The sequence below is a fragment of the Naumannella huperziae genome (assembly GCF_054073625.1).
On record NZ_JBSXPH010000001.1, the window covers coordinates 1340127 to 1352267 of the forward strand.

Here is a 12141-nt window from a genome sequence, read left to right on the forward strand (position 1 = left end):
GTCACGTACCTGCCCCACGCCGACGCCGGGTCCCGCAGCAGCGGGGCCCGGCGTCGCGTTTTTCGTACCCACCGACCGATCTCTCCCGCAGCCGATGCCGCATCGAATCGGTTCGAAGGGTCATCACCTGCGGGAGGGGTCAGCGGCATAGGGTGGTCCGGTGAACACAGCAGCCCCGGAACGCGTCGCCGTCGCCGGTTCCTCCGGCCTGATCGGGTCGGCGCTGGTCGATGAGCTCACCTCGGGCGGCATCGACGTGATCCGGCTGGTACGCCGTCCCGCCGCGGCGCCGGGCGAGCGGCAGTGGGATCCGCGCAGCGGCTGGATCGACGGCCCCGGGTTGTCCGATGCCGATGCCGTGGTCGGCCTGTCCGGGGCGGGCATCGCGTCCGGTCCCTGGACCGACGCCCGCCGCGCCGAGCTGCGCGATTCGCGGCTCGACCCGACCCGCACGCTCGCCGCCGCGCTGGTCGACGCCCCGCGCTGTCGCACCTTCCTGTGCGGCTCCGCCGTTGGCTTCTACGGCAGCCGCGGCGACGAGATCCTCACCGAGGACCAGCCGGCCGGCGCGGGCTTCCTCGCCGGCCTGGTCACCGAATGGGAGGCCGCCGCGCGCGAGGCGCCCGCGCACGTCCGCGTCGTCAACCTGCGCACCGGCCACGTCCTCGCCGCCGACGGGGGCCTGCTCGGCGCGCTGCGCGTGCCGTTCCGGGCGGGCCTCGGCGGTCGGCTCGGTTCGGGCCGCCAGTGGATGCCGTGGATCACCGCCGCCGATCACGCCCGCGCCCAGCGTCACCTGCTGACCTCCGAACTGACTGGCCCGGTCAACCTCGCCGCGCCGCATCCGGTGACCAACGCGGAGTTCACCCGCGGCCTCGCGGCGGCGCTGCACCGGCCGGCGATCGTGCCGACGCCACTGCTGCCGATCCGCGTTGCGATGGGCCGTGACTTCGTCGACGAACTCCTGCTCGCCTCCCAGCGCGCGGTGCCGCAGCGCCTGTCCGATGACGGGTTCAGCTTCGACCAGACCGAGTTCCGGGGGGCCCTCGCCACCCTCTTCCCCTGAGCGGATCCGCCGCCGGACCTGCCATGATGGCGCAGATGTCTGCGCCCCCACCGTCCCCGCCGGCCAGGTCCTGGGTGCCAGCGCTGATCGCCGGCTGCCTGGGCTCGATGCTGCTCGGCGCCGCCATGTTCACCCCCGCGTTCCTGCCCGAGGCCAGCCCCGCCCAGGCCGTCGCGCCGGCCCTGGCGAATCCGGCGGGTACGCTGGCCGGCCGGATCGCCGTGATCGCCGCCGTGCCGATCATGGTGGCGGCGTGGCTCGGGATCCGGCGGGCGATGATCGCCCCGGGTGGGCCGAGCCGCTGGCTGGTCCTCGCGGCCTGGTCGGCGCCGCTGCTGCTGGTGCCCCCGGTGTTCTCCAACGATCCCTATCTCTACGCCGACCAGGCCTGGATCGTGCAGCAGGGACAGAACCCGTATCTGGTCGGGCTGTCCGCCGTGCCCGGTCCCTATGCCGAGCAGGTCGATGCGTTCTGGCGCGGCTCGACCGCCGTCTACCCGGCGCTCAACCTCGCCCTGATCTGGCTGTCGGCCGCCGTCACCGGCTTCCACCCCTACTGGGGCGTGATCGCCATGCGGCTGCCCGCCCTCGCCGGGGTGGCGCTGCTCGGTGCGCTGCTGCCGGCTCTCACCCGCGCGGCCGGGGCGAATCCGCGCCATGCCGCCTGGCTCGGACTGCTGAACCCGCTGGTGATCATCCATCTGGTCGGTGGAGCCCACAACGACGCCCTGATGATCGGACTGATCGCCCTCGCCCTGTGGCTGGGGCTGGGCCGCCACGGGCTGTGGCTCGCCCCGATCGCACTCGGCCTCGCCGTCGCGGTGAAGCAGCCGGCCGCCTTCGCCGGGCTGGGCCTGGCCTTCCTGATCGGCGAACAACGCCGCGGCGATCTCGGTGCGGCGGCGCGCGATCCACAGGTGCGCTCCCGGCGGGCGGATCTGGTCGGGATGACCGTCCCGCTCGCCGTCACCGCCGCGATCTCGATCGGCACGTTCGCGCTCGTCTCCGCGGCCACCTTCGGCTTCGGCTGGCTCACCTCGCTCGCGCTGCCCGGCAGCGTGCTCAGCCCGGCGCCGGTCAACCTGCTGGTCCAGTTCGGCGTACCCGCGATCGTTGCGTCCTGGCTCGGCCGGGCCGCGCTGGTGCTGATCATCGCCGCCGCGGTGTGGCGCTACGCGCCGCGCAACCCCTGGCGGGTGTTGGTGATCAGTCTCTTCGCCGTGGCGCTGACCGGGGCCGTGCTGCACGGCTGGTATCTCGCCTGGGGCACCTGTTTCCTCGCCCTGGCGCGCTTCGGTCGTTGGGCCGAACGGCTCGCCGTCGGGGGCCTGGTGATGATCTTGGTCTATCTGTCGATGGCGGAGTACCTCGGCTGGATCGTGCTCGCCCAGATCGCCATCGGGATCGGCGCGGCGGTGATCATCGACCAGCTCGCCTATGGCCGGTTGGGTACGCCACTGCGCCGGCTCGTCGCTCAGAGGGTGGCCGGCGCCCCCGGCCCGAACGGGATGCCGAGCAGGTAGAAGACGCAGAACAGCGCCATCCACACCACCCAGACGACCATCGCCAGCGGGATCGTGAAGCTCGCCAGCGTGCCGATCCCCGCGGAGGCGCGATAGCGCTGCAGGAAACCGAGGGTGAGCGCGAAGTACGGGCTCATCGGGGTCACGCAGTTCGTCACCGAATCGGCGATCCGGTACATCGCCTGGGTCGTCTCCGGCGGGATGCCGAGCAGCATCAACATCGGCACGAAGATCGGCGAGGCCAGCGACCACATCGCCGAGCCGGAGGTGATCATCAGATTGAGCAGCGAGATCACCACGCCCATCCCGAGCAGGATGCCCAGCGACGGGGCATTGGCGCCGCGCAGCGCCTCGGCCCCGGTGATCGCCAGCACCTCACCGATCCCGGACCACTTGAAATAGGCCAGGAACTGTGCGATCGCGAAGAACAGGACCAGGATCGGGGCCATCTGCTTGAACCCGTCGACCATCGCATCGGTGATGTCGGAGGCGGACCGGATCGACCCGGTGATCCGGCCGTAGCAGATGCCGAGCAGGGCGAAGAAGATTCCGATCAGCCAGGCCATTCCGCTGAACACCGGCGAGTCGGTGATCCCACCGTCCTCGCCGCGCAGCCACGAACCCTCCGGCACCATCGCGACGACCAGCGCGATCAACAGCACCGCCGCGAGGATCCCGCTCATCCGCAGCGCGCGGCGCTCGACCGTCGTCACCTCCTTGGCGGCATCGGCGGCCAGCCCCTCGGCGTCGGTATCGGCGACGAGTTCGGGCCGCCTGGCGAGCAGGGTCTCGGTGACGATCGTGATGGTCAGCGCGATGATCACCGAGGACGCCAGCGCGAAGAAGTAGTTCGACACCGGGGTCACGACATAGGCCGGGTCGATGGTCTGCGCCGCCGCGGTGCTGATCGAGGACAACAACACATCGGTGGTGGTCAGGATCGGCGCGGCGTCGTAGCCGGCCGAGATCGAGACGAAGGCGACGATGATGCCGAGGATCGGCGAGCGGCCGAGCGAGCGGAACAGCAAGGCGCCGAGCGGGATGAGCGTGACATAGGCCGCATCGCCGGCGACATGGCCGAACATGGCCGCCAGGGACAGCGCGAAGGTCGCGAACCGGGCGGGTACGCGCGCCAGCGAGTTGCGCAAGAACGCCTCGATCAGCCCGCTCCGGTCCGCGATCGCGATGCCGAGCATTGTGGTGATGATGGTCGCCATCGGCGGGAACTTCGCGTAGTTGTCCGTCGCCGAGGAGACGATCATCGCGACGCCCTCGCGCGACAGCAGGCTCTGCACGGCGACGGTCTTGCCGTTGGCCGGGTTCACCGCGGCCACGCCCGCGGCCGCGAGGATCGCGCTGAGCACGATCACGACCACGGCCAGGATGACGAACAGCCAGAACGGCGCGGGCAGCTTGTTGCCGACCCGCTCGATGACGGAGAAGACCCGGAACGCCGCCCGCAGCGCGCGGGATTCCGGTTGGGCCTGCGGGGCGGACGCGCTCACGGGCTACCTCCGGGGTGGGGGACGATGCGTCCGTACCCTAGTTACCCACACCGCGACCGGATCCCGAGGTCACCACTCAGACTCGACCCGCTTCGCCAGCGCGTAGGTTTCGCCGGAGGGCGTCATGGCGAAATCGCGATCCACATCGGCCACCCAGGCGCGCTCCATCGCGTTCCAATCGATCCGCTCCGGTTCCGATCCGCTCTCCAGTGCGGTGCGCAGGGTGGCGAAGTACCGTTCCCAGCGCGGCAGGTAGAACGTGCCGATCAGGTCCTGCCAACCGCGGTTGCAGTAGTCGTTGAGGCCACCGTCGGCGAGCGCGTCATTGCCCCAGAGCGTGAGCATCTCCTTGTAGTCATAGACGTAGCGATCCTCCTCCCCGGCATCGCCTGCCGACGCGCGCGCCTGCGCGATCCACGGGCCGAGTTGGAACCCGCGGATCGTGCCGACCAGGTCGTCCTGCAGGCGCATCTGGTCCAGCCAGCTCGCGGTCAGCTCGTTGAAGGTATCCAGGTCGCTGTCGCGGTAGGCAGACCGGATCCGGGGCAGCAACGCGCGCGAGTTGTTGTCCAGGACCTGCCGCGCCACGCTCATCAGGTCCAACCGGTAGGTGTCGCTGTCGCGCAGCACCGGCGCCACGGCAAGCAGTGCCGGCAGCGCCGTCGCGAACTCGCCGGCGTCGTAGCGGATCGATTTCGGCGACCACTCCGCGGCGGTACGCACATCCAGCGCGGGGCGCGCCGCGAACAACCCGTCCTGGGCCTCGTGCCACCCGTCGGCCGGCATCCGGTACGCCGTGCGGCCCATCGCCTGCCAGGCCCTCGTCGCGTTCTGGTCCGAGGCGCCGTAACGGCGGGTCGCGTAGTCGGCCATCCATTGGTCCAGATCGACCGGCTCGTCGCGCCAGGCGAGCTCGGCGAAGAACTGCAGCGGCAAGACGTCGCCATGACCGCCCTCGGGGGACAGCGCGATTCCGTCGAGGGAACTGCCTGGTTTGTTGCGCCACTCGTGGTAGCGGGTGTTCCACACGCCGAGATTTGCGCCCATCGTGGTGTGTCCGCCGTAGTTCCAGACGGGCCCGAAGGCGTACGGAATCCCGCCCCAGGTCTTCTCCCGATCGAGACCCGAGTAGCGGTCGGAGACGAAGTCGACGATCCAGGTGGTCTTCGGATCGAGGTGGGTGAGCATCTCGCTCTTCGGATTCTCCTGCCAGCCGTGCATCTGCCAGATTCCGCCGGGCACGTTCGCCTGCAGGGTCTCCTGGATGGCGCGGCCGGCAATGTCGAGCGGGTAGGGCGACCTGCCGCCCTCGGTGAACGGATTCATCGCGAAGAGTTCGAACTCGCCGAACAGCTCACGCTGGATCGCGTAGAAGCGCGCCGCGGCCTCGCGGTAGGGCGCGGAGTCCGGATTCAGCCACGACAGCATGCGCTGGGTGAACCAGTAGCCGCGGTCGGCGACCTCCGCTCCCGGATTGCGTTCGGCGAAATCCTCGGGCACGAAGCCGACGAAGCCCGGCACCAGGGGCTTCATGCCGAGTGCCCGCATCCGCTCGGCGATCCGCTGGCCGAGCTTCACCCGACGCTGCTGGTCAGCCTCGCTGATCCCGCCGTCCTCCAGCGTCCAACCGCCCTGCCACATCCCGGCGGCGCGGTGTGCCGCCGGGGCGGTCCAGGCGAGCGCCTCGGCGCGGCTGTAACCGAACTCCTGAAGCATCCGGTGCGCGACGTCCTCCATGCCAACGGGCATGAAGATCGCGTTGTAGCCCTGCAGCGCGAGGATGTCGATCTCGCGCTCCCAGTCCTCGAAGGTCCAGTGTGGGCCGGTGTAGTCGGTCCAGATGTCGTTGCCGAACAGGCGTCGGCCGGCATTGGCGCGCTGTCGGATCTCCGTCCGCGGTGCGGGCAGCGGGTTGGGCAGGTCGACCTGCGCGGCGTCCCAGGACACGTCGGCGGCGAGCACGTACTTGAGGTACCAGTTGAATCCGGTCAACAACACGACTGGGGAGGTGCCCTCGATGACGGGTCGGCCGCGCTCGCCGCTGATCCGGAAGTATTCCTCGTCGGCGCGCACTGCGCGGAAGTGGATCTGGGCCGCGGCACGGCGTCCGGCCACGCGCCGGACGGCGTCCACGGCCGGTTTGGTGGAGAACACGGGCCGCACCGCACGGGCGGTCTCGGTGCCGCCGAGTGCGGCCGCCGCAACGCCGGCGGCGGTCGCGGCGAGGAGGGTCCGCCGAGCAAAGGGCGCGTTCATAGATGCTCTCCTTTGAGCGTAAAAACTACGATTTGAAACACAGATATGAACAGATAAACACAGATTGCGTGCCAGCGGTACACCGTGGTCAACCGCGCCTCCGGCGGCGCGGGGCCCGCGGCGACGCACTACCATTGGCGAGTGCCCGACGATCAGCTCTCCCCGTCCGGCGTACCCGCGCCGTTTGCCACCCTCGGACTGACCTTCGACGATGTCTTGTTGCAGCCCAACGAGACCGACGTGATCCCCAGCGAGGCCGACACCACTTCGCGGGTGTCGAAACGGATCGAGGTACGCATCCCGCTGCTCTCCTCGGCGATGGACACCGTCACCGAGACGCGGATGGCCGTGGCGATGGCGCGCGAGGGTGGCCTCGGCATCCTGCACCGCAACCTCTCCATCGCCGACCAGGCCGCGATGGTCGACCAGGTCAAGCGCTCGGAGGCCGGGATGGTCGACGAGCCGATCACCATCGGCCCGGATGCGACGCTGGCGCAGGCCGACGAGTTGTGCGGGCACTACCGGATCTCCGGCATCCCCGTGGTCGGCCCCGACAACGTGCTGCTCGGCATCGTGACCAATCGCGACATGCGTTTCGAGAGCAACGGCTCGCGGCCGGTACGCGAGGTGATGACCCCGATGCCGCTGGTGACGGGCCGGCAGGGGATCAAGCCCGACGAGGCGATGGCCCTGCTCGCCCAGCACAAGATCGAGAAGCTTCCCCTGGTCGATGACGCCGGCCGGCTGACCGGTCTGATCACGCTGAAGGACTTCGTGAAGTCCGACCAGTACCCGCATGCCTCCAAGGACGACCAGGGCCGGCTCCGCGTGGGTGCCGCCGTCGGCTTCTTCGGCGACTCCTGGGAGCGCGCGATGGCGCTGGTCGAGGAGGGTGTCGATCTGCTCGTGGTCGACACCGCCAACGGCCACGCGCGCGGCGTGCTCGACATGATCGCCAAGCTGAAGACCGAACCGCTCGCCGAGCATGTCGACATCGTCGGCGGCAATGTGGCGACCCATGCCGGGGCGAAGGCGCTGTGCGAGGCGGGCGCCGATGCCGTCAAGGTCGGCGTCGGGCCGGGTTCGATCTGCACCACCCGGGTGGTGGCCGGCGTCGGCGTACCGCAGGTGACGGCGATCCACGATGCGGCCCGGGCCTGCCGCGCGGCCGGCGTGCCGGTGATCGGCGACGGCGGGCTGCAGTACTCCGGCGACATCGCCAAGGCGCTGGTCGCCGGCGCGGACGCGGTGATGCTGGGCAGTCTGCTCGCCGGCTGTGACGAGAGCCCGGGCGAGCTGACCTTCATCAACGGCAAGCAGTTCAAGACCTACCGGGGGATGGGTTCGCTCGGCGCGATGGCCGCCCGCGGACGCAAGGGCTCCTACTCCAAGGACCGCTACTTCCAGGGCGATGTGGCCAGCGACGACAAGCTGGTGCCCGAGGGGATCGAGGGTCAGGTGCCCTATCGCGGCCCGCTCAGCGCCGTGGCGTACCAGTTGGTCGGCGGGCTGCGGCAGTCGATGTTCTACACCGGGGCCCAGACCGTGCCGGAGCTGCATGCCAAGGGCCGCTTCGTGCGGATCACCTCCGCCGGGCTGCGCGAATCGCACCCGCACGACATCCAGATGACCGTCGAGGCGCCGAACTACGCCACGAGCTGATCGCGCCCGCCATCCACCACCACCGAGGACGTGACCATGATCGACATCGGCCGTAGCAAGCGCGCCAACCGGGCCTATTCCCTCGATGACGTGGCCATCGTCCCGTCGCGCCGCACCCGCGGGGCGGAGGAGGTCTCCCTGACCTGGAAGATCGACGCGCTGACGCTGGACTTCCCGCTGATCGCCGCGCCGATGGATTCGATCATGTCGCCGGCGACCGCGATCGAGGTCGGGAAGCTCGGCGGGCTCGGCGTGCTGAACCTGGAGGGACTGTGGACCCGGTACGCCGATCCCGAGCCGGTGCTCGCGGAGCTGGCGGGCATCGATGATCAGCTCGAGGTGACCCGTCGGATGCAGCAGATCTATGCCGAACCGATCAAGCCGGAGTTGATCACCGAGCGGATGAAGGAGATCCGGGCCGCGGGCGTACCGGTCGCCGGGGCGCTGTCGCCGCAGCACACGCAGGACTACTACCAGGTCGTCGAGGCCGCGGGCGTGGACTTCTTCGTGATCCGCGGCACCACGGTCTCCGCCGAGCACGTCTCGAGCGATCGCGAGCCGCTGAACCTGAAGAAGTTCATCTACGACCTGGACGTGCCGGTGATCGTGGGCGGCTGCGCGACCTACCAGGCGGCCCTGCACCTGATGCGGACCGGCGCGGCCGGGGTGCTGGTCGGCTTCGGCGGCGGCGCCGCGCACACCACCCGCGACGTGCTCGGCATCGCGGTGCCGATGGCCTCGGCGATTGCCGACGTGGCCGAGGCGCGGCGCGACTATCTCGACGAGTCCGGCGGCCGCTATGTGCACCTGATCGCCGACGGCTCGATCGGCAAGTCCGGGCAGATCGCCACGGCCATCGCCTGCGGCGCCGATGCCGTGATGGTCGGCAGCCCGCTCGCCAGGGCCGAGGAGGCGCCGGGCCGGGGCTGGCACTGGGGAGCGGAGGCGTGGCACGCGGAGCTGCCGCGCGGTGAGCGGGTGCCGCAGGCGCCGATCGGTACGCTGCGCGAGATCTTGCTGGGGCCGTCCCGCGTCCCGGACGGCACGATGAACCTGGTCGGCGCCCTGCGCCGCGCGATGGCGACCACGGGCTATACCGAGGTCAAGGAGTTTCAGCGGGTCGAGGTCGTCGTCTCGTGAGCGATCCGGGCGCGCTGCCGGAGGAGCTGGTACGCCTGCGCGGCAGCATCGACAACATGGATGCCGCGCTGCTGCATCTGCTGGCCGAACGGTTCAAGATCACCCAGCGGGTGGGGGAGATCAAGGCCACGCACGGGCTGCCCCCCGCCGATCCGGGGCGGGAGGCCCGGCAGATCGAACGCCTGCGGGCGCTGGCCGTCGAGGCCAATCTCGATCCCGATTTCGCGGAGAAGTTCATCAACTTCATCGTCGCCGAGGTGGTCCGCCATCACGAGGCGATCGCCGGCGAGCACGGCTGAGCCGCCTCGCGGAGCCCATCGGCGATCAGAACAGCGGGTCGGCGGCCGGTTGCGGTGCGGCTCGCGGCCGGGGCCCGGCGGGCCGGGCGCGGCCCCGTGGTCCCGGGGCGCGTTCGAACCGGTGCCGGGAGCGGGCGCGGACGATGCGGGCGGCGAGCTCGTCGCGGTAGCCCTTGGCGGCGTAGGCGCCGGTGGCGTACAGCTCCTCATACAGCCCGACCAGGTCGCCTCGCTCGCGGCGCAGCCAGGCGAAGTACCACTCGCGGGCGCCCTTGCGCAGGTGCAGCGGGCCCATCGTGGCCGAGGTCGCCCCGGCCTCGGCCAGCCGGGCGAAGGCCCGGTCGAGATGATCATCGCCGTCGGTCAGGCCGGGGAGGATCGGCATCGCGAGCACGCCGCAGCCGAGCCCGGCGTCGCGGACCGCCCGCACGGTGGCGAGGCGGGCGGCGGTGGTGGGCGTACCCGGCTCGATGCGTTGCTGCAACTCGTCGTCGAAGATCGCGATCGACAGCGAGATGTCGACGGGTACGCTGCGCGCCGCCTCGGCCAGCAGCGGCAGGTCGCGGCGGACCAGTGACCCCTTGGTCAGGATGGAGATACCGACGCCGTGCCGGGCCAGCGCGCGGATGATCTTGGGCAGCAGGCGATAGCGACCCTCGGCCCGCTGGTAGGGATCGGTGTTCGTGCCGAGCATCACCCGCTCAGGAAGCTCGCGCCGACGGCCGAGCTCCCCGGCCAGCACCTCGGCGATGTTGATCTTGACCACGATCCGGGAATCGAAGTCGGCTCCGGCGTCGAGATCGAGATAGGTGTGGGTATTGCGGGCGAAGCAGTAGACGCACGCGTGCTGGCAGCCGCGGTAGGGGTTGATCGTGGTGGCGCCGGCCATGAACCCGTCGCCGGGCACCTTGTTCAGGGCGCTGCGAGCGGCGACCTCCAGGAACTGCATGCCGCGGAACTCCGGGGTGTCGAAGGTCCGCAGCAGGGCCCGGCCCGAGGTCATCCCGGGCAGTGCCGCGTCGTCGGTCGCGTCGAGCAGTTGGCTGTCCCATCGCACCCGTCAATTAGAACACATGTTCGGCGGGTGGTCGGGACGGTGTAGCGTCAGATGATCCACTCCGGTTCGAGCGGGGCGTCGGCGGCGGTGCGCACCTTGCCCGGTACGCCGACCACGGTGCTGCCGGGCGGGACGTCCTTGGTGACGACGGAATTGGCGCCGACCCGGGAATAGGCGCCGACGGTCACCGGGCCGAGGATCTTGGCCCCGGCACCGGCGACCACGCCGTCTTCGAGGGTGGGGTGCCGCTTGCCCCGGTTCAGGGTGCGGCCGCCGAGGGTGACCTGGTGGTAGAGCATCACATCGTCGCCGATCTCGGCGGTCTCGCCGATCACGACGCCGGAACCGTGGTCGATGAAGAAGCGACGGCCGATGGTCGCGCCGGGGTGGATCTCGATGCCGGTCAGGGTGCGCGCGATGTTCGACACGACCCGCGCGGGAATCCGCAGCGCCGGCCTGCGCCACAGCGCATGCGCGATCCGGTGTGCCCAGACGGCGTGCAGGCCCGGGTAGGCGAGCACGAGTTCGAGGCGGCTGCGCGCGGCCGGGTCGTTGCGGAAGGCGGCGTCGAAGTCTTCGGCGAACCGGGCACGGGCGCGAGCGAGCAGGCCACCGCTCGCCTCGCGCGCGGGCTGATCAGCAGGATTGTCGACCATGATCACTCCTCCGTGCCCGGCCGCGGACGACGTCAGTTCAGCAGGTCCGAGTAGAGGATGGTGGACAGGTAGCGCTCGCCGAAGTCGGGGATGATCGCGACGATGGTCTTGCCCGCGTTCTCCGGCCGATTGGCCAGTTCGGCGGCGGCGGCGATCGCGGCGCCGGAGGAGATGCCGACCAGCAGGCCCTCCTGGGCGGCGGCATCCCGGGCGTACTTAACCGCGGTGTCCGCGTCGACCGGGATAATCTCGTCGATCACGTCGCGGTCGAGGATCTCGGGCACGAAGTTGGCGCCGATGCCCTGGATCTTGTGCGGGCCGGCGGTGCCCTCGGTGAGCAGCGGCGACTCCTTGGGCTCGACGGCCACGATCTTGACCTCCGGCTTGCGCTCCTTGAGCACCTGGCCGACGCCCGTCACCGTGCCGCCGGTGCCGATGCCGGCGACGAAGATGTCGACCTGGCCGTCGGTGTCGTTCCAGACCTCCTCGGCGGTGGTCTCGCGGTGGATCTTCACGTTGGCCGGGTTCGCGAACTGCCGGGCCAGGACGGTGTTGTCGGCCTTGGCCAGCTCCTCGGCCTTGGCGACGGCGCCCTTCATGCCCTCCGAGCCCGGGGTGAGGATCAGCTCGGCGCCGAAGGCGCGAAGCAGCGCGCGACGCTCCAGCGACATGGTCTCCGGCATGGCCAGCACGACCTTGTAGCCGCGGGCCGCGCCGACGAACGCGAGCGCGATGCCGGTATTGCCCGACGTGCCCTCCACGATCGTGCCGCCCGGCTTCAGCTCACCGGACGCCTCGGCGGCATCGATGATCGCCGCGCCGATGCGGTCCTTGACGGAGTTGGCCGGGTTGTAGAACTCGAGCTTGCCGAGGACCGTGGCGTCGTTCTCGCCGGTCACGCGGTTCAGCTTCACCAGCGGGGTACGCCCGACGAGTTTCGTCGCATCTTCGAAGATCTGCATGGCCACTAGAACACC

The 12141-nt window shown here is 70.2% G+C and carries 10 protein-coding genes; 5 read left to right on the forward strand and 5 right to left on the reverse strand.

Going from position 1 to position 12141, the window contains the following annotated elements:
• Positions 1-160 precede the first annotated feature (160 nt).
• Both ACXDC7_RS06410 and mptB read left to right on the forward strand, forming a co-directional pair.
• A complete protein-coding gene (locus tag ACXDC7_RS06410; protein WP_459221571.1) occupies positions 161-1066 on the forward strand; it encodes a TIGR01777 family oxidoreductase in 906 nt (301 codons plus the stop codon).
• A gap of 35 nt (positions 1067-1101) precedes the next feature.
• Positions 1102-2589 (forward strand): polyprenol phosphomannose-dependent alpha 1,6 mannosyltransferase MptB, encoded by a 1488-nt coding sequence (mptB, locus tag ACXDC7_RS06415; RefSeq protein ID WP_459221572.1) that lies wholly within the window; start codon positions 1102-1104, stop codon positions 2587-2589.
• Here mptB and ACXDC7_RS06420 read toward each other — a convergent pair.
• Positions 2541-4094, reverse strand: a complete 1554-nt coding sequence (locus ACXDC7_RS06420) for an AbgT family transporter (protein ID WP_459221573.1) — start codon at positions 4092-4094, stop codon at positions 2541-2543. The two genes, mptB and ACXDC7_RS06420, sit on opposite strands and share 49 nt — an antisense overlap.
• A gap of 69 nt (positions 4095-4163) precedes the next feature.
• Positions 4164-6350 carry an alpha-N-acetylglucosaminidase TIM-barrel domain-containing protein gene (locus tag ACXDC7_RS06425; protein ID WP_459221574.1) on the reverse strand — a complete coding sequence of 729 codons (2187 nt, stop codon included), beginning with the start codon at positions 6348-6350 and terminating at the stop codon, positions 4164-4166.
• 141 nt (positions 6351-6491) lie between these two features.
• Here ACXDC7_RS06425 and guaB point away from each other — a divergent pair, with 141 nt between their 5' ends.
• Genes guaB through ACXDC7_RS06440 form a run of 3 tightly spaced genes read left to right on the forward strand, consistent with a single transcriptional unit; the run spans position 6492 to position 9451 of the window.
• A complete protein-coding gene (gene guaB, locus ACXDC7_RS06430; RefSeq protein ID WP_459221575.1) occupies positions 6492-8012 on the forward strand; it encodes an IMP dehydrogenase in 1521 nt (506 codons plus the stop codon).
• 36 nt (positions 8013-8048) lie between these two features.
• Positions 8049-9152 carry a GuaB3 family IMP dehydrogenase-related protein gene (locus ACXDC7_RS06435; protein WP_179444300.1) on the forward strand — a complete coding sequence of 368 codons (1104 nt, stop codon included), beginning with the start codon at positions 8049-8051 and terminating at the stop codon, positions 9150-9152.
• 14 nt (positions 9153-9166) lie between these two features.
• The gene (locus ACXDC7_RS06440) at positions 9167-9451 is read left to right on the forward strand and encodes a chorismate mutase (protein ID WP_179446419.1); all 285 of its coding nucleotides are present in this window, start codon (positions 9167-9169) and stop codon (positions 9449-9451) included.
• 25 nt (positions 9452-9476) lie between these two features.
• On the opposite strand, the gene ACXDC7_RS06445 is transcribed toward ACXDC7_RS06440, so the two are convergent.
• From ACXDC7_RS06445 to cysK, 3 genes are read right to left on the reverse strand one after another with little or no spacing between them, the layout of a single operon-like run.
• On the reverse strand, positions 9477-10508 hold the full coding sequence (locus ACXDC7_RS06445; protein WP_179444299.1) for an Rv2578c family radical SAM protein: 1032 nt from the start codon (positions 10506-10508) through the stop codon (positions 9477-9479).
• Positions 10509-10555: 47 nt separating this feature from the next.
• Positions 10556-11164, reverse strand: coding sequence for a serine O-acetyltransferase EpsC (gene epsC, locus ACXDC7_RS06450; RefSeq protein WP_459221576.1), 609 nt, complete (start codon positions 11162-11164; stop codon positions 10556-10558).
• 32 nt (positions 11165-11196) lie between these two features.
• Positions 11197-12126 carry a cysteine synthase A gene (gene cysK, locus ACXDC7_RS06455; RefSeq protein ID WP_179444297.1) on the reverse strand — a complete coding sequence of 310 codons (930 nt, stop codon included), beginning with the start codon at positions 12124-12126 and terminating at the stop codon, positions 11197-11199.
• Between the last annotated feature and the right edge of the window lie 15 nt (positions 12127-12141).